We start from the raw sequence: 18,156 nt of genomic DNA, 5'->3' as shown, positions 1-18,156 counted from the left end.
ACTGACCCGAAGCCACCCCGACGCGAGAGAAGGTTTGCCGATGACGGCGACCAATGTGCGCCCGGAGCCCGTCGCCGGGCTCTTCGAGACGACGGATTCCTTGGCGGAGCTGCGGATTCTGGCGACCACGACGACCGAACTGGCGGACTATCCGCTCGCGGAGAGCGTCGAGCAGAACGTCCTCATCTACGCCGCCACGGCTCAATTGGCGGCCACCTCGGCTGAGGGCCGCCGCGCCTTGCAGCTGGAACTGGCGCAAGCCCTGCTGGAAGGGCCCGGCATAGTCGTCTTCCGGGCGGCCATCGCCGACCGCGCGATCCTGGATCGGACCAGCGCGCTCTTCGAGTCGATGATTCGTGAGCAGCACGCGGCCGGCCTCGCGACCGGCGATCACTTCGCCAAGCCGGGAGCCAACGACCGCATCTGGGGCGCTCTCGACAAGTTCGCCCTGCGCGACCCCGAACTCTTCGCCGAGTACTACGCCAACGACGTCGTCGCGCTGGCCGCCGAGGCCTGGCTGGGTCCCAACTACCAGGTGGTCTCCCAGGTAAACGTGGTCAATCCGGGTGGAGCGGCGCAGGTGGCCCACCGTGACTACCACCTGGGATTCATGTCCAGTGAGCAGAGTCGGGCCTATCCGGCGCACACTCATCAGCTCACGCCTGCGCTCACGCTGCAGGGCGCGATCGCCCACTGCGACATGCCTGTCGTCTCCGGGCCGACGATGTACCTGCCGCATTCCCAGAAGCTGGCCGATGGCTACCTGGCTTTTCACCGCCCGGAAGTTACCCAGTATTTCAACGAGAACTACGTCCAGCTGCCGCTGCAGGCGGGCGACGCGGTCTTCTTCAATCCGGCCCTCTTTCACGGTGCGGGCAGTAACCACTCGACCAACGTGAAGCGAATGGCGAACCTGCTACAGATCTCCTCAGCCTTCGGACGGGCGATGGAGACGGTGAACCGTCCCGCGATGTGCCGGGCCCTGCTGCCAATTCTGCAGCGAATGCAGAGCGCCGGCGTGGAACAGCGGGCGATCGACAACATCGTCGCCGCCACCGCTGAGGGATACGCCTTCCCGACGAACCTGGACCGGGATCGCCCGATCAATGGACTCGCGCCGCTCACCCAGGCCGAACTTCTGAGCCAGGCCGTCCGCGATAGCTGGGGTTCCGGCCGCTTCAGCGATGCGCTGGCCACTCACGGACGCCACCGCGAATCCGGCGTCTGACCCAACTCCCCCAGTCACAGCAAAGCGAAAGGTCTCTCATGCGTCTCGGACTCGTCGGTCTCGGCAGAATCGGCGGATTTCACGCCGACACACTCAGTGCACTGTCCAGCGTCGACTCCCTCGTCATCACCGACTTCCAGCCCGCGCTCGCCCAGTCGGTAGCCGCGCGCATCGGAGCGGAGGCCGTCGACTCGGTCGCGACGCTCCTCCGCTCGGGCATCGACGGGCTGGTGATCGCGGCCGGCACCGGCGCCCACGCCGAGTTGCTGACCGCGGCCGTCGAGGCCGAGATTCCCGTCTTCTGCGAGAAGCCGATCAGCGGCAGCCTGGCCGAGAGTACCGGCCTGCTCAGTCGCGTTGCCGGATCATCTACGCCGGTGCACATCGGCTACCAGCGTCGCTTCGACGCCGGTTTCCGGGCGGCCCGAGATGCGGTATTGACCGGCGAGCTGGGGTGGTTGCACACGCTCCGCTCAACCACTCTGGACCCCTCCCCGCCGCCGGCCGAATACATCGCCGGCAGCGGTGGACTCTTCCGCGACTGCGCGGTGCACGACTTCGACATCATCCGCTGGGTCACCGGCCGGGAGGTCGTCGAGGTATACGCCGCCGGGAGCAACAAGGGGGCCGACTTCTTCGCCGAGGCCGATGACGTCGACACCGCGTCCGCGCTGCTGACCCTGGACGACGGCACGCTGGCTCTGGTCTCGAACACCCGGTACAACGCACGCGGCTACGACGTCCGTCTGGAGGTCCATGGCTCAGCCGACAGCATCAGCGCGGGGATGGACGACCGCCTTCCGCTGCGCTCGGTCGAGCCGGGAGTCGCCTTCCCCGCAGGGACCCCGTATCCGGCGTTCATGGAGCGCTTCCTGCCGGCCTACCGCGCCGAACTCGAGGCCTTCACCGAAGTCGTCGCCGGCCAGCGCCCGTCACCCTGCACGCTTGAGGACGCACTGTATGCGGAGCAGATCGCGGAGGCGGCGACACGTTCCTACCGCGAGCACCGACCCATCCGTATCGATGAAGTGGCCGCCGACGCGACCGCATTGCAGGGAGCATCGGCATGAATGACCAGACGCAGTCGAGCCGCAAGATCGCCGGCGCACCGATCTCCTGGGGAGTCTGCGAAGTGCCCGGGTGGGGCTATCAGCTCGGCACTGACCGGGTCCTCGGTGAGATGCGCGAGGTTGGACTCTCCGCCACTGAATTCGGCCCGGACGGCTTCCTGCCGGAGGACCCAGAAGCCATGGCGGGGTTGCTGAAGGCCCATGAATTACAGGCGATCGGTGGGTTTACCCCGGTGCTGCTGCACTCCGCGGAGCACGACCCACTGAGCGAGATCGAGCGCCTGTTGGCCAGCTACGCAGCCACCGGCGCGAAGGTGCTGGTGCTGTCGGCGGTGAGCGGTCTGGACGGCTACGACACTCGCCCGACCCTGGACGAGGACGGCTGGAACCGGCTCCTGGCAAACCTCGGACGCATCTCCGACCTGGCCGCCGAACGTGGAGTGCGCGCGGTGCTGCACCCGCACGTCGGCACGATGGTGGAGAACGGCGTCGAGGTGCAGCGAGTACTCGACGGCACGTCGATATCGCTCTGCCTGGATACCGGGCACCTGCTCATCGGCGGCACGGACCCGGCCGAGCTGACCCGCCAGGCTCCGGAGCGAATTGCCCACACCCACTTCAAGGACGTCGACGACACGATCGCAGCCAAGGTGCGTTCCGGGCGGTTGAGCTACACCGAGGGGGTACGGCACGGCATGTACCGCCCACTCGGGACCGGGGACGTCAACTTCGAATCCATCGTGGGCGACCTCACCGGCAGCGGGTACGACGGCTGGTACGTGCTCGAGCAGGACACCATCCTCACCGAGGAGCCAGCCGGCGAGGGTCCGGTGGCGGATGTCTGGAGCAGCGCCGAGCACCTGCGCAATCTCCTCGGGAAGGGTTCACTGACCGGCTAGCCGACCTGCAGTCAATGCAGGAGCCCTACGGAAAAACAATCAGGCGCGCTTGCTTGTTTCGGCTCAAGGTGTCAGCATGGCTGCATGAGCGACCTCCCCGGCATCGTCGGCGACCTCATCAATGAGGGCACCGAACTCGACGCAATAGTCGACGCCGCACCGGACTGGAGCGTCTTCACCCCGGCCGAGGGATGGACGATCTCCCACCAGATCGCCCACTTGGCCTGGACCGACCAGAAATCGCTACTCGCCACAACCGACCGGGACGCCTTCGCCCGAGATCTGCAGGCGGCGATCCCGCACGCCGCGACCTACGTCGACGATGCGGCCGCCGCCGGTGCGCAACGGCCCCGCGGCGAACTGCTCACCCAGTGGCGGACCGGACGGGCCGCGCTGGCCGACCGCCTACTGAGCTGCGACCCGACGGTGAAGCTGCCCTGGTACGGGCCGCCGATGAGCCCGACGTCGATGGCCACCGCCCGCATCATGGAGACCTGGGCCCACGGCCAGGACATTGCCGATGCGTTGGGGATCAGCCGAACTCCCACCGCCCGACTGCGCAACATCGCCCATCTGGGCGTTCGCACGCGCGACTTCGCCTACCTCGTCAACGACCGCACTCCACCGACGGCCCCCTTCCGGGTCGAACTCATCGCACCGGACGGCCACCTCTGGAGTTGGGGTCCGGACGATTCCAGCGATCGGATCAGCGGATCGGCGCTGGACTTCTGCCTCCTGGTGACCCAGCGTCGCCACCGCGACGACCTGGGCATCGTCGCCACCGGAGAGGCGGCGAACTGGCTGCCGATCGCCCAGGCCTTCGCCGGCCAGCCCGGCCTGGGGCGGGCCGCGGGCGCTGACCAGACACCCGCAGCAACTGGCGGCGGATCGTGAGAGAACCACTGCGCATCGGGAATGTGTCGGGTTTCTATGGGGATCGGTACTCCGCGATGCAGGAGATGCTCGAAGGCGGCGATGTTGATGTCATCACCGGGGACTACCTGGCCGAGTTGACCATGCTCATTCTCGGGAGAGACCGGCTGAAGGCCCCTCAGCTCGGATACGCCAAGACGTTCCTGCGCCAGGTCCGCGACTGCCTGAGCCTCGCGTTGGAGCGCAACGTGACCATCGTCGCCAACGCCGGCGGCCTCAACCCCAGCGGGCTGGCGCAGGCGCTGCGCGCGCTGAGCGACGAGCTCGGCCTGCACCCGCGCATCGGCTATGTGACGGGCGACGATCTACTCCCCCGGGCCGAGGAGCTCCAACTCGGCACACCCCTCACCGCCAACGCCTATCTCGGCGCCTGGGGCATCGCGGAGTGTCTGAAGAACAAGGCTGACATCGTCGTCACCGGTCGGGTCACCGACGCCTCGCTCGTCGTCGGGCCGGCCGCCGCGCACTACGGCTGGGGTCGCACTGACTACGACGCCCTGGCCGGCGCGGTCGTGGCCGGGCACGTCATCGAGTGCGGAACCCAGGCCACCGGCGGCAACTACTCCTTCTTCACCGAGATCGCCGACCTGCAGCATCCGGGCTTCCCGATCGCTGAGGTCTTCGCGGACGGCAGCAGCATCATCACCAAGCATCCTGGTACGGGCGGCGCCGTCAGCGTCGGAACCGTCACCGCGCAGTTGCTGTATGAGATCGCCGGCGCCCGCTACGCCGGGCCGGACGTCACCGCCCGATTCGACACCCTTGACCTTCGCCAGCTCGGCGAGGATCGGGTGCGGATCAGCGGCGCCAAGGGAGAACCACCGCCACCGACGCTGAAGGTCGGGCGCAACGTCATCGGCGGGTTCCGCAATGAGGTCACCTTCGTCCTCACCGGATTGCAGATCGAGGAGAAGGCCCGTCTGCTCCGCGAGCAACTGGAGAAGGTCATACCGGCCGACGCCAGCTGGACCCTGGCCCGCACCGATCAGGCCGACGCCGACACCGAGGAGACGGCCAGCGCCCAGCTGCGCTGCGTGGTCCGATCCTCCGATCCGAAGGCGATCGGCCGCCGTTTCGCCAACGCCGGTATCGAGCTGGCGCTGGCCAGCTACCCCGGCTTCCACGTCACCGCTCCGCCGGCCGATGCCTCGATCTACGGCGTCTTCGACCCGGCGTACGTGGACGCCCACGTCGTCTCGCAGGTCGCCCAGCTGGACCTCGGAGACGGCGGCGAACCGACTCCGTACCCCATCGCCCCGGCGGGTGAGACGCTGCCGCTGGCCGGCGTCGACGAGCCGCCGCTTCCGGCCCCGCTGCCCAGTGGAGCAACCCGCCGGGAGCCGCTCGGGACCGTGGTCGGGGCCCGCAGCGGCGACAAGGGCGGCAGCGCCAACGTCGGCGTGTGGGTCCGTAGCGACCCCGAGTGGCGCTGGCTGGCCCATGCGCTCACCGTCGAGAAGTTCAAGGAACTGCTCCCCGAGGCCCGTGATCTGGAGGTCACCCGGCACGTCTTCGGTTCCCTTCGGGCGCTGAACTTCGTGATCGACGGGATCCTCGGCGACGGCGTGGCCTCGCAGTACCGCTTCGATCCGCAGGCCAAGGCGATCGGTGAGTGGCTGCGGGCGCGCGTCGTTGAGATTCCGGAGGTACTGCTGTGACCGCCGCTGCGTCCCCGCTGAACCGGACGGAGTCACGGGAGGAGCGGACGCGACTGCTTCGGCAGAGCGTCTCGGGCTTCATGCGCCGCGATGTGCTGCCGTTCCAGGACGAATGGGAGCGGGCTGGTGAGCTGCCCCGATCACTGCACCGACGGGCCGCCGAGCTGGGTCTGCTCGGCATCGGTTTCGACGAGTCGGTCGGCGGCAGTGGCGGTGACGGCCTCGACGCACTGACACTCTGCGAGCAACTGCATTACGACGGGGCCGCCGGTGGTCTCTTCGCCTCACTCTTCACCAGCGGGATCGCGGTGCCGCACATCACCGCCGCCGGTGACCGGGGTCAGATCGCCCGCTGGGTCGCCCCGACTCTGGCCGGCGAGCTGATCGGAGCACTGGCGATCACCGAACCCGAGGGCGGCTCGGACGTGGCGAACATCCGCACCACCGCCCGTCGCGACGGCGATCACTTCGTCGTCAACGGGGCGAAGACCTATATAACGTCGGGGTGCCGGGCCGACTTTGTCACCACGGCCGTGCGCACCGGCGGCCCCGGCGCTCACGGGATCTCGTTGCTGGTGATCGAGAAGGGCACCGCCGGGTTCACCGTGAGCCGCAAGCTGGAGAAGATGGGGTGGCTCTGCTCGGACACCGCCGAGTTGAGCTTCGTCGACACATCGGTGCCGGCGGCCAACCTGATCGGCCCGGAGAACTCCGGCTTCATCCAGATCGCCCAGAACTTCGTGGCCGAACGTATCGGCCTCGCCGTGCAGGCCTACTCCAGTGCGCAGCGTTCACTCGATCTGACGCTGCAGTGGTGCCGGACGCGCCGCACCTTCGACCGCCCGCTCATCTCCCGGCAGAGCGTGCAGAACACACTGACCGAGATGGCGCAGCGCATCGACCTGGTCCGCGTCTACACCCGCGAACTGGCCCGGCGTTCGGCCGCCGGCGAGACCGATCTCATCGCCGAGGTCTGCTTCGCCAAGAACAGCGCGGTCGAGGCTGGAGAGTGGGTCGTGAACAAGGCGGTTCAGCTGCACGGCGGCCTGGGCTATATGCGCGAATGCGAGGTCGAGCGGCAGTATCGCGATATGCGCATCCTCGGCATCGGCGGCGGAACCACCGAGATTCTCATGGGATTGGCCGCGAAGAGATTGGGATTCACCGAATGAGCGCCAGCGAAGACCAGACGGATGCCATGAGTGAGGATCGCAGCGAGGTACGAGCGAGGACCGGAGCGAATCACGGGATGAGCGCCAGCGAAGACCAGAGGGATGCCATGAGTGAGGATCGCAGCGAGGTACGAGCGAGGACCGGAGCGAATCACGGGATGAGCGCCAGCGAAGACCAGGTTAATGCAGCATGACAGTTCTACCGTCGCGGCTGGACAATCGGTCGGCTGAGTTCAGCGCGAACCGCGAGTCGATGCTGGAGAAGCTCGCCGACCTGCAGGCCGAGCAGGCGAAGGCGGTCGCCGGGGGCGGGCCGAAGTACAGCGAACGCCACCACGCCCGTGGAAAGTTACTGGCCCGCGAGCGCATCGAGTTGCTCCTGGACCAGGATTCGCCCTTCCTGGAGCTCTCCCCGCTAGCCGCCTGGGGCAGTGATTTCGCCGTCGGTGCCAGCGTCGTCACCGGCATCGGCGTCGTCAGCGGGGTCGAATGCCTGATCAACGCCAATGACCCGACCGTCCGCGGTGGGGCCAGCAATCCGTGGACCCTGCAGAAGGCATTCCGGGCGGCCCAGATCGCCCGCGAGAACCGGCTGCCCACGATCAGCCTGGTCGAGTCCGGCGGCGCCGATCTGCCTACGCAGAAGGAGATCTTCGTCCCCGGCGGCCGCACTTTCCGCGACCTGACCCGAGCCTCGGCGGCCGGCGTCCCCACCGTCGCCCTGGTCTTCGGCAACTCGACCGCCGGCGGTGCCTACATCCCGGGCATGAGCGATCACGTCGTGATGGTCAAGGAGCGGGCCAAGGTCTTCCTGGCCGGGCCACCGCTGGTGAAGATGGCCACCGGCGAGGACTCCGACGACGAGTCGCTGGGCGGGGCGGAGATGCATGCCCGCGCCTCCGGGCTGGCCGACTACCTGGCCGTCGACGAGAGTGACGCCATCCGCCTCGGACGGCAGATCGTCGCCCGGTTGAACTGGCAGAAGCAGGGACCGGCGCCCTACCCGGAGGTGATCGCCCCGAAGTATGACGAGGAGGATCTCCTCGGCATCGTCGGAGCCGACCTGAAGGTTCCCTTCGACCCGCGCGAGGTGATCGCCCGGATCGTCGACGCCAGCGACTTCGACGAGTTCAAGCCGCTCTACGGGACGAGCCTGGTCACCGGCTGGGCCCGCCTGCACGGCTACCCGATCGGCATCCTGGCCAACGCTCGCGGAGTCCTCTTCAGCGAGGAGGCACAGAAGGCGACGCAGTTCATCCAGCTGGCCAATCAGAGCAACACACCCCTACTTTTCCTGCAGAACACCACTGGTTACATGGTCGGCAAGGAGTACGAGCAGGGTGGCATCATCAAGCATGGCGCGATGATGCTCAACGCGGTCTCCAACTCCACCGTCCCACACCTGACCGTGGTCATGGGCGCCTCCTACGGCGCCGGCAACTACGGCATGTGCGGACGGGCTTACGACCCCCGCTTCCTCTTCACCTGGCCCAGCGCAAAGTCGGCGGTGATGGGTCCGGCCCAGCTGGCCGGGGTGATCTCCATCGTGGCGAGGCAGGCGGCTGAGGGCCGCGGGCAGGTCTATGACGAGGCCGGCGACGCGCAGATGAAGGCCTACGTCGAGGCGCAGATCGAGAACGAATCACTGGCCAAATTCATGTCCGGGCGGCTACTGGACGACGGGATCATCGACCCCCGTGACACCCGCACCGTGCTCGGACTCTGCCTCTCCGCCATCCACACGGCGCCGGTTGAAGGTGCCCGTCACTACGGGGTGTTCCGCACATGATCACGCGAGTTCTGGTCGCGAACCGCAGCGAGATCGCGGCCCGAGTCTTCCGCACCTGCCGCACCCTCGGCATCTCCACCGCCGCCGTCTACTCCGACGCTGATGCCGACGCGGGGTACCTGCAGCAGGCCGATGTCGCGGCCCGTCTCCCCGGCTCCGCCCCGGCTGATACTTACCTGCGGGGTGAGCTCATCGTGGCCGCCGCGCGGCGGATGGGCGCCGACGCCATCCACCCCGGGTACGGTTTCCTCTCCGAGAACGCCGGCTTCGCGGCCGCCGTGATCGATGCCGGCCTCACCTGGATCGGACCACCGGTTGCGGCTATCGAGTCGATGGGGAGCAAGATCGAGGCCAAGCTTCTGATGGCCAAGGCCGGCGTTCCGACGCTGAGCCAACTCGAGCCGGAGAGCATCACCAGCGCCGATCTGCCCGTGCTTATCAAGGCATCGGCCGGGGGTGGCGGCCGGGGGATGCGGATCGTCCGGGACGTCGCCGCCCTGCCGGCGGAACTGGCGGCGGCCCAGGCTGAGGCCCGCTCGGCCTTCGGTGACGACACCGTCTTCTGCGAGCCCTACCTCGCTACCGGCCATCACATCGAGGTGCAGATTCTGGCTGATTCGCACGGCCGGGTCTGGACGGTCGGCGAGCGGGAGTGCTCCATCCAGCGGCGCCACCAGAAGGTGATCGAGGAGGCCCCCTCGCCCCTGGTCGAGCGCACCCCGGGGATGCGCGAACGCCTCTTCGAGGCTGCCCGGCTGGCGGCGGAGGCGATCGGCTACGTCGGGGCGGGGACGGTCGAGTTCCTGGCCGACGAGGAGGGCCGCTTCTACTTCCTGGAGATGAACACTCGCCTGCAGGTCGAGCACCCGGTCACCGAGTGCACCACCGGGCTGGATCTGGTCGCCTGGCAGATCCGCGTCGCCAACGGCGAACAGCTGCCGGCCGGGCCTCCCGCCGTCTCCGGCCACAGCATCGAGGCTCGCCTCTACGCCGAGGATCCGGCCGCCGGCTGGCAGCCGCAGAGTGGATCGGTGCAGCACTTCGAGGTACCCGACGTCGCCGCTCACTTCGAGGTCCCGCCCCGCCACGGGGTTCGGCTGGACTCGGGCATCGGCACCGGAGGCGTCCGCCGGCAGGTCGGGATTCACTACGACCCGATGCTGGCCAAGGTGATCAGCTGGGCCCCGAACCGCATCGAGGCGGCGACGATGCTCGCCGCCGCCCTCGCGCGTACCAGGCTGCACGGGCTCGTCACCAACCGGGACCTGCTGGTTAATGTGCTGCGGCATCCGGCCTTCCTGGCCGGCGATACCGACACCGCGTTCTTCGCCACCCACGGCGGGGCGAGCGACGCAACGGCGGGAACCCTGTCGACACCGCTGGCTGATCAACCGACGGTGGAGCTCAGCGCGCTGGCCGCGGCCCTGGCCGATGCCGCCGACCGCCGGGCGGCGGCCACGACCCAGCCCCGACTGCCCAGCGGCTGGCGCAACGTCGTCTCCCAGAGTCAGCGAAGCACCTTCCAGCACGGCGATCGGCAGTTGTCGGTCGAGTACCGGCTCGACCGAACGGGGCTGGTCTGCGAGCAGCACCCCGACGCTCGACTGCTCAGCCTCACCCCGACCGAGGTGGTGCTCGAGGTCGAGGACGTGCGGCGGCACTTCACGGTCGCCCGCTATGCGGAGGATCAGTCGATCTACGTGGAATCAGCGGCTGGATCGGTGGCGCTGCAGCGAGTCGAACGATTCGCCGACCCGAGCACACAGCTCGCGGCCGGGTCGCTACTCGCCCCGATGCCCGGATCGGTGATCCGGGTCGAGGCGGTGGTCGGCGCTGTGGTCAGCGCCGGAGAGCCGCTGCTGACGCTGGAGGCGATGAAGATGCAGCATCAGATCAGTGCGCCGATCGACGGCGTGATCAGCGAACTGCCGGTGGCCGTCGGCGATCAGGTCGAGGTCGGCGCCGTCCTGGCCGTAGTGAGCCCCAACAGCCCTATAAGCCCTGACACCCGCACAAGCCCCGACACCCCCATCACCCCTGACCCCGCTAGCAGCCCATCCACCGAAGGAGAGTCCGCGTGAACTTCACCGAGACCCAGGAGCAGTCAGCCCTCCGCGCCGCCGTCGCCGAGCTCGCAGCGAAGTACGGCCACGACTACACGCTGACCAAGGCCCGCGCCCACGAGCCGCTCACCGAACTCTGGAACGAGGCCGGAAAGCTCGGCTTTCTCGGGGTGAACCTCCCCGAGGAGTACGGCGGCGGTGGGGCCGGAATGTTCGAGCTGGCGCTGGTCCAGGAGGAGCTCGGCGCCGCCGGCAACGGCCTGCTGATGATGGTCGTCTCTCCGGCGATCTGTGGGACGGTGATCAGCCGCTTCGGAACCGCCGAGCAGAAGCAGCGCTTCCTGCCCGGACTCAGCGACGGATCGCAGATCATGGCCTTCGGGATCACCGAACCGGACGCCGGCTCCAACTCCCACCGGATCACGACGACGGCGCGCCGCGACGGTGACGACTGGTTGCTCACTGGTCGCAAGATCTACATCTCCGGAGTCGACCAGGCCGATCACGTGCTGGTGGTCAGCCGCACCGAGGATGCCAAGAGCGGCCGGCTCAAGCCCGTCCTCTTCGCGGTCCCGACCGACGCGCCGGGCTTTGAGTTCAACCCGATCGAGATGGATCTGGTGATGCCGGACCGGCAGTTCATGGTCTTCCTGGACGACGTTCGGGTGCCGTCGGACGCCCTTATCGGCGAGGAGGACGCGGCGCTGGCCCAGCTCTTCGCGGGCCTCAACCCGGAGCGAATCATGGCCGCCGCGCTCAGCGTCGGGACTGGGCGCTATGCGATGAACAAGGCGACCAAGTACGCCAATGAGCGTTCGGTGTGGGGGAAGCCGATCGGCTCGCACCAGGGCATCGCCCATCCGCTGGCCCAGGCCAAGATCGAGCTCGAACTGGCCCGGCTGATGATGCAGAAGGCGGCCTCGCTGTATGACAGCGGCGACGACATGGGGGCCGGGGAATCGGCCAACATGGCCAAGTACGCCGCCGCCGAAGCCACCGCGCACGTGGTGGATCAGGCCGTGCAGACGCTCGGCGGAAACGGCCTGGCCAGCGAATACGGCCTGGGCACGCTGCTAGCCACCTCGCGGGTGAGCCGGATCGCGCCGGTGAGCCGCGAGATGATCCTCAACTTCGTGGCCCAATTCAGCCTGAACCTGCCGAAGTCGTACTGACCCAGACCCGAACCGGCCCGTACCCACACCAAACCACTATCGACGGACGGACATGACGTGAGCGTCGACTACGCCCTGGCCCGGGGTATCGCAACGATCACCCTTAATTCGCCGGAGAATCGCAACGCCCTGAGCTCCTCCCTGGTCGCGGAGCTGACGGGCCACCTCGAGACCGCGGCGGCCGACCCGGCGGTACGGGCGATCCTGCTCACCCACACCGGCTCGACCTTCTGCGCCGGGGCTGACCTGGCCGAGAGCGCCGCCGAGGGCGGGCCGGCCAAGGGCACCCAGCGGATGGTCGAGCTGCTGCGCCGTATCCTCGAGGCGCCCAAGCCGGTGATCGCGGTCATCGACGGGAACGTGCGAGCGGGTGGGCTCGGGCTGGTCGGCGCCTGTGACCTCGCAGTGGCCGGGTTCGGTTCGAGTTTCGCGTTCACCGAAGCGCGGATCGGCGTCGCGGCGGCCATCATCTCGCTCACCACCCGGCCGGTGATGCAGCCGCGCGCGGCGGCGCGTTATTTGCTCACCGGTGAGAAGTTCGGTGCCCCGGTGGCGGCTGAGATCGGCCTGATCACCTTGGCCGCCCAGAACCTCGCGACTGAAGTCGACGAGCTCACCACGGCCCTTCGGCTGGCGTCACCCCAGGGGCTGGCTGAGACGAAACGCCTGCTCAACAAGGAACTTCTCGCCCGTTTCGACCAGGATGCGCAGGAGCTGGCGGCGCTTTCGGCTCGGCTCTTCGACTCCGACGACGCTCGCGAGGGCATCATGGCGTTCCTGCAGAAACGATCACCGAGCTGGGTCCTGTGACCGCCACCTCGGCGCCCGGCAGCCCCGCCGCAGGCGCGTCCGGGCTCAGTGCACGCTCACCCAGCCAGGACCGGAGCCGGTTGACCCGTCAGAACCTGCTGGAGGCGGCCGGAGACTGCCTCAGTGAAATCGGCTGGACGCGCACCACGGTGAGTCTGGTCGCCGAGCGCGCCGGCGTCTCCCGAGGCGCAGCACAGCATCACTTCCCGACCCGGGAGGAGCTCTTCACCGCGGTGGTCGAGTACCTCGCCGAACAGCGCACCGCTGAGATGGCCGAAGAGGTCACGCAGCTGCCACCCGGGGCTGAGCGGACCGAGGCGGTGGTCGAGATGCTGGTGCGAAGCTACACCGGTCGGACGTTCCGGGCCGCCCTGCAGATCTGGGTCGCGGCGGCCTCCGATGAGGTGCTCCGCGCGCAGATCGTCCCGCTGGAGGCCCGGATGGGCGCGGCGGCTCACCAGGCGACGATCGAGTTGCTCGGGGTCGATGAAAGCGTCCCCGGGGTGCGGGAGACCGTCCAGGGAATCCTCGACATGGCGCGCGGGCTGGCACTGGCCAACCTGCTCACCGACGACTCCCGCCGCCGAGCGCGGGTGGTGCGTCAGTGGTCAAGGCTGCTCGAAGCGGCCCTTACTCAACCGGCTCAGGTGGCGGACTAGGCGGAGTTGGCCGACTAGGCGGAGCCGGTTGACTAGGCGTGGCTGCGTAGGAACTGCCGGAGCACCGGCGCCACCGCGTCGATGACCGGGTAGGCCACGACCGCGATCACCAGCACCGTCGTGCCGACGTAGGGGACGAAGTTGCGCCGACGTGTCCTGCGCTTCTGGTTGACCGCCGCCCCGATGCCGTAGCGGCGCATCAACATCGCCCGGCGCAGCCCGAGGGCGATCAGGGTGAGGCCGAACATCGCGGCGGCCTCGTCGATCAGATAGGCGTTGATCGGCGCCAGACGCGGATACGTGGGCAGGGCGTAGTCGGAGGTCTCGGCCGCGGCCGACGGAACCGGCTGCAGGCAGCGTGCCTCCGGGCGGAAGACGGCTGGCACCGAGTGATCACTCGGAACGCGCAGCACGGATACCGCGCTGCCCACGCTCGCCCCTGACGCAGGCAGGCATGACGCCGCCGCCAGCACGTTGACCCGGGAACCGTCCGACAGCATCACGTCAACCAGGTCCCGCCCGTCAGCCTCGACGACCTGGGAGACGACGCTGCCGGAGTAGGAGTGCTGGCCCGCCGAAACCTGGGTGAACCAGGTCGCCATCTGGGCGTCATAGCTGGCGCGGAGCGCGTTGTTACTGCTGTGGTAGGCCGCGGCCTGCTGCACCGAGAAGAGCGTCAGGCCGAGCATGAGCAATGAATAGCTGAGAGTTAGCGCGGACGGAAGCACGAAGCGGTAGATGACTCGACGGGGAATGCGCAGACCGTGCAGGCTGATCGCGTAGCGCCGTCCGTCCGCGAAGTGACGGGCTTCCCGCTCCACATAGGCCAGCCGCACATCGCCGGTCGGGGCATGGAGCGAACGCGGCGGGGCGTCAACGGTAAGCGCCATTCACTCAGCCGATCTGATACGACCCCAGGTCCGTCAGGGAACCGGCCGAGCCCACTCGGATCCCCATCCGTGGTACCAGTGCGTGTGAACGACCGGGTGAAGCGTAAGTCAATACTGTCCCGCCGTCATGTCGAAGTCGGGCGGCACCGACCGGACGTGCGTGGCCTCAGCCGACGGTGATGTTGGTGGCCGCGTTGAGGCCGCCGTAGCTCACCGAGATGCTGCTGGTGCCGTGGCAGATCAGGCTGGCCAGCAGACCCCCGACCAGCGGCCCGCTACCGACGATGGCGATAAACGGGCTGGAGGACCACCAGAGTGCCTTCGTGGTGATGTTCACGCTGGTTCCGTCGCTGTAGGTCGCCGACGCATGCAACGGCACGACCTGCAGCACGCGCACGTGGGCGTTCGCTGGAGTGATGGACAGCGATGTCAGTACGGCGGCCGTCACCGAAACCGAGCCGGAGCCGGTGGCGCCCCCGAAGGAGGCCGAGACGCTGCTCGTCCCGATCCCCGTCGCGGTCAGCAGGCCACCGGCGCTCACCCCGGCGACGGCCGGCTCGGACGACGACCAACTGGCCTGCGCGGTGACGTTGGCGGTCGTGCCGTCGGAGTAGCGCGCGGTTGCGGTGAGCTGCCGGGTGGCGCCCTTGGCCAGCGACGCCGGCACACCGGTGACGGTCACGCCGGTCACTGTCGGCCCCCGCACCGTCGTCGGGACGCTGCTGGTGACCCCGTCGAGCGTTGCGGTAACGGTTGTGGTGCCGGTGCCAACCGCGGAGACCAGACCGCCGCTGCTCACCGTCGCCACTGACGGGTCGGCCGAGCTCCAGGTGACCTGGCCGGTGAGGTCGGCCGTGCTCGCGTCGGAGTAGGTGCCGGTCGCGGTCAACTGGGCCGACTCGCCCTTCGTCCCGTTGAGTGACTGCGGCGAGATGCTCAGTGAACTCAGGGTCGGCGCCGGTGCTGCACCGTCGGCGACGACGTCGACCCAATAGTTGGTGCTGTTGTAGGAGCCGGTCGGAAAGGCTGGTTGTGGGGTGTAGACGAAGACCCCGTTCGGAGTGGTCGGATCGCCTCCGGGGGCGTGCAGGATGCCACTGTCGTGGCTGGCGCTGCCGAAGTAGCTGTGGGTGAAGGAGTAGTGCCCGTCGGGCGCGAAGTAGGAGGCGACGTAGACGTTGCCGGGTGTTGCGAGCACCGGCGTCGAGAAGTTCGCCTGCTGCCAGCCGTCGGAGGATTCGTTACTGAAGGTGACCTGGGCCAGCAGCGTCCCGGTGGCGGTCCAGAGGCTACCGACGTGGGTACCCGTGTTTCCGGCGGCCTTGAAGAAGCGGACCGCGGTGATCGGCTCCGGCGCGGTGACCGTGAACTGGACACCCAGTTCGACCGACGAATCGTCTCCGCTGTCGACGTCGCCGCCCAGCGGACCGTCGGCCGGGGTGAAGAGGGTGCAGGGGCAATTGTTCGCATCGGCGACCGCCGGAACGGCGAGCCCGGTCAGCACGAGGGCTGAAGCGCTCAGGATGCTGCTCAGCATCAACCACGGACGGAGTGCTCTCGCTGCCTTCATCGGTCAGTCCCCCTGCTATGCGTTATAGGCACGTCACGAAGTCGCATCGACACAGAGCGTTCGCGCACCCGCAGACACCGTATCGACGCGCTCCGTAGATCACAAGATCCTCAACTGCAGTCGGGCCTGTCGCTGCTTGCTAACATCCGCCGGTGACGTCAACGACTGGCCCGCGAGAGCCGATGGTGCTGCTGCACGGTGTGATGGGGTCCGCTGCGATGTGGCGGGAGGTGACGCCGCTGCTGAGCGATGACTTCGACCTGTTGATCCCGAACGCGCTGGGCCACGCCGGCGGGCGCCCTCGCTCGGGGTCGAGCAGCACGACGATCCTCGACATCGTCGACGACTTCGAGCGCAGCCTCGATGAATCGGGCGTGGAGAAGGCTCACCTGGTCGGAAATTCGATGGGTGGCTGGGCCGCCCTGGAGCTGGCCCGCCGGGGTCGGGCCCTCAGCGTCTGCGCCCTCTCGCCGGCCGGCATGTGGGACGGCGACGCGATCAGCAGTACCTCCACCGACAGCGAGACCCGCCGCAAGCTGCGCTCAGCGCGGCGCCGCGGCCGGCTGTTCCGTCCGGCCCTGCCGGTGGCGCTCAAGATCGCCAAGATCCGCCGCTTCGCGCTGGCCGACCAGTCGGTTCATGGCGATCGGGTGGCCGCCAAAGCGATAGTCCAGGTGGTCGACGACATGCTGGCCTGCACCGTCGCCGAGGATCTGCTGGCCACCGACGAGAGCTTCCCCTTGCTCGATCCACTCCCCTGCCCGGTGCTGGTCGCCTGGTCGGCTCGGGACCGGATCTTCCCGGTGAAACACTTCGAGCCGCGGGCCCGTCTGATGCTGCCGGCGGCGCAGTTCCGCCGCCTCGATGACTGCGGCCACGTCCCTATGTTCGACAACCCGACCCTGGTCGCCGACACGATCCGTGCCGCCGTCCTGCTCTGCCCCGACCCGACAAAGGGAGATTCCCCATGAGCGTTCTCGACAGCTTCCGTCTCGATGGCCAAGTCGCCATCGTCACCGGCGCCTCATCCGGGTTGGGGGTTGCCTTCGCGCAGGCGCTGGCCGAAGCCGGGGCGAACCTCGTGCTGGCCGCGCGGCGGGCCGATCGGCTCGAGGAGACGGCCGAGATGGTGCGGGCACTCGGAAGCAAGACGATCACCGTCTCGACCGACGTCGCCGACCCGGCGCAGTGCCAGGCCATGGTCGACGCGGCGATGGCCGAGTTCGGGAAGGTCGACCTGCTGGTGAACAACGCCGGCGTCGGTACCGCGGTGCCGGCGACCCGCGAGACCCCGGAGCAGTTCCGTGCGGTCATCGACATCAACCTCAACGGCTCCTACTGGGCGGCCCAGGCCTGCGGGCGCATCATGCGGCCGGGCAGCTCGATCATCAACATCTCGAGCGTCCTGGGCATCACCACCGGCGGCCTTCCGCAGGCGGCCTACGCCTCCAGCAAGGCCGCAATCATCGGCCTGACCCGTGACCTGGCTCAGCAGTGGGGCGCCCGCAAGGGAATCCGGGTTAATGCCATCGCACCTGGCTTCTTCGCCTCCGAGATGACTCACCAGTACCCGGACGGGTATCTGGAGAGTGAGGGGAAGCGGGTCGTACTCGGTCGCACCGGCGACCCGGCCGAACTCGCTGCGACGCTGGTCTGGCTGGCGTCGGCCGCCGGTGGTTACGTCACCGGCCAGACCATTGTCGTCGACGGTGGGCTCACCATTACCTGAGCAATCAGGTGATGGCCAAGGTGGTCGCTTAGCTGTTCGCGGCGTAGAACTCGGCGATCTCGGACGCCAACGGGCCGGCTTCGATGGCGATGTCACCGGTGCGCCCCATCAGCTCCAGCAACGCCTCGACCCGGTAGTCACCCAACGGCGGCTCGCCGAGCACGCGCCGGCCGCCAATGACCAACCGGGTGATGCCTGACTCCGCGATTGCCCCCAGGCACATCGGGCAGGGCTCAAAGCTGGTGAACATGGTGGCACCGTGTGTGCTGGTCAGCCCCCACTGCGCGGCGGCGGTACGGATCGCCATCGTCTCACTGTGGGCGGTCGGGTCGGTGGTGGTGACCACCCGATTCCGCTCGGCCAGCGTCCCGGCGGCGCTGACGATGACGGCACCGTAGGGATGATCGCCGGCGGCCAGCGCCTCACGAGCCTGCTCCAGGGCCTGACCCATCAACTCGGTCTCATTCACAACCTGCATTCTCGTACTGCCTTTCCTTCTGCGTCTCTGGGCTTC

Annotated in this window: 16 protein-coding genes; 13 read left to right on the top strand and 3 right to left on the bottom strand. The window is 68.2% G+C overall.

Annotated features, from left to right (window positions below):
- Positions 1-40: 40 nt before the first annotated feature.
- The 11 genes from CPH63_RS09945 (at position 41) to CPH63_RS09890 (ending at position 13,453) form a co-directional block, all read left to right on the top strand.
- Entirely contained in the window at positions 41-1,228 is a 1,188-nt protein-coding gene (locus CPH63_RS09945) for a phytanoyl-CoA dioxygenase family protein (protein ID WP_096302821.1), read from the top strand.
- A 38-nt stretch (positions 1,229-1,266) separates the two neighbouring features.
- Positions 1,267-2,298, top strand: coding sequence for a Gfo/Idh/MocA family oxidoreductase (locus tag CPH63_RS09940; RefSeq protein WP_096302820.1), 1,032 nt, complete (start codon positions 1,267-1,269; stop codon positions 2,296-2,298).
- Positions 2,295-3,197 carry a TIM barrel protein gene (locus tag CPH63_RS09935; RefSeq protein WP_096302819.1) on the top strand — a complete coding sequence of 301 codons (903 nt, stop codon included), beginning with the start codon at positions 2,295-2,297 and terminating at the stop codon, positions 3,195-3,197. Before CPH63_RS09940 ends, CPH63_RS09935 begins: the two co-directional genes overlap by 4 nt.
- Before the next feature lie 84 nt (positions 3,198-3,281).
- Positions 3,282-4,091 carry a TIGR03084 family metal-binding protein gene (locus CPH63_RS09930; RefSeq protein WP_096302818.1) on the top strand — a complete coding sequence of 270 codons (810 nt, stop codon included), beginning with the start codon at positions 3,282-3,284 and terminating at the stop codon, positions 4,089-4,091.
- Positions 4,088-5,788 carry an acyclic terpene utilization AtuA family protein gene (locus tag CPH63_RS09925; RefSeq protein ID WP_096302817.1) on the top strand — a complete coding sequence of 567 codons (1,701 nt, stop codon included), beginning with the start codon at positions 4,088-4,090 and terminating at the stop codon, positions 5,786-5,788. Before CPH63_RS09930 ends, CPH63_RS09925 begins: the two co-directional genes overlap by 4 nt.
- Complete coding sequence (locus tag CPH63_RS09920; RefSeq protein ID WP_197704653.1) at positions 5,785-6,960, top strand: acyl-CoA dehydrogenase family protein; 1,176 nt, start codon at positions 5,785-5,787, stop codon at positions 6,958-6,960. The genes CPH63_RS09925 and CPH63_RS09920 overlap by 4 nt, the downstream gene beginning before the upstream one ends.
- Before the next feature lie 190 nt (positions 6,961-7,150).
- Positions 7,151-8,749 carry an acyl-CoA carboxylase subunit beta gene (locus CPH63_RS09910; protein ID WP_172892193.1) on the top strand — a complete coding sequence of 533 codons (1,599 nt, stop codon included), beginning with the start codon at positions 7,151-7,153 and terminating at the stop codon, positions 8,747-8,749.
- The gene (locus tag CPH63_RS09905) at positions 8,746-10,830 is read left to right on the top strand and encodes a biotin carboxylase N-terminal domain-containing protein (protein WP_096302815.1); all 2,085 of its coding nucleotides are present in this window, start codon (positions 8,746-8,748) and stop codon (positions 10,828-10,830) included. Before CPH63_RS09910 ends, CPH63_RS09905 begins: the two co-directional genes overlap by 4 nt.
- Positions 10,827-11,984 (top strand): acyl-CoA dehydrogenase family protein, encoded by a 1,158-nt coding sequence (locus CPH63_RS09900; RefSeq protein ID WP_096302814.1) that lies wholly within the window; start codon positions 10,827-10,829, stop codon positions 11,982-11,984. The genes CPH63_RS09905 and CPH63_RS09900 overlap by 4 nt, the downstream gene beginning before the upstream one ends.
- Before the next feature lie 57 nt (positions 11,985-12,041).
- On the top strand, positions 12,042-12,794 hold the full coding sequence (locus tag CPH63_RS09895; RefSeq protein WP_096302813.1) for an enoyl-CoA hydratase family protein: 753 nt from the start codon (positions 12,042-12,044) through the stop codon (positions 12,792-12,794).
- Entirely contained in the window at positions 12,791-13,453 is a 663-nt protein-coding gene (locus CPH63_RS09890; RefSeq protein ID WP_096302812.1) for a TetR/AcrR family transcriptional regulator, read from the top strand. The genes CPH63_RS09895 and CPH63_RS09890 overlap by 4 nt, the downstream gene beginning before the upstream one ends.
- Before the next feature lie 32 nt (positions 13,454-13,485).
- Here CPH63_RS09890 and CPH63_RS09885 read toward each other — a convergent pair whose 3' ends face one another.
- Positions 13,486-14,343 carry a hypothetical protein gene (locus tag CPH63_RS09885; protein ID WP_096302811.1) on the bottom strand — a complete coding sequence of 286 codons (858 nt, stop codon included), beginning with the start codon at positions 14,341-14,343 and terminating at the stop codon, positions 13,486-13,488.
- A gap of 166 nt (positions 14,344-14,509) precedes the next feature.
- Positions 14,510-15,913: a DUF4082 domain-containing protein gene (locus CPH63_RS09880; protein ID WP_096302810.1), complete on the bottom strand. Its 1,404-nt coding sequence runs from the start codon at positions 15,911-15,913 to the stop codon at positions 14,510-14,512.
- A gap of 152 nt (positions 15,914-16,065) precedes the next feature.
- On the opposite strand from CPH63_RS09880, the gene CPH63_RS09875 reads away from it, so the two are divergent.
- Together CPH63_RS09875 and CPH63_RS09870 are read left to right on the top strand one after the other, a co-directional pair.
- Positions 16,066-16,884, top strand: coding sequence for an alpha/beta fold hydrolase (locus CPH63_RS09875; RefSeq protein ID WP_197704652.1), 819 nt, complete (start codon positions 16,066-16,068; stop codon positions 16,882-16,884).
- A complete protein-coding gene (locus tag CPH63_RS09870; protein ID WP_096302808.1) occupies positions 16,881-17,642 on the top strand; it encodes an SDR family NAD(P)-dependent oxidoreductase in 762 nt (253 codons plus the stop codon). The genes CPH63_RS09875 and CPH63_RS09870 overlap by 4 nt, the downstream gene beginning before the upstream one ends.
- 28 nt (positions 17,643-17,670) lie before the next feature.
- Here the strand turns inward: CPH63_RS09870 and CPH63_RS09865 are convergent, their stop codons facing one another.
- Positions 17,671-18,111: a nucleoside deaminase gene (locus CPH63_RS09865; RefSeq protein ID WP_157749428.1), complete on the bottom strand. Its 441-nt coding sequence runs from the start codon at positions 18,109-18,111 to the stop codon at positions 17,671-17,673.
- Positions 18,112-18,156: the final 45 nt, after the last annotated feature.

It is taken from the genome of Jatrophihabitans sp. GAS493 (assembly GCF_900230215.1).
Lineage (GTDB): Bacteria > Actinomycetota > Actinomycetes > Mycobacteriales > Jatrophihabitantaceae > MT45.
The sequence above is the reverse complement of the archived record's forward strand: the minus strand, read 5'-3'. Positions and strand labels throughout refer to the sequence as shown.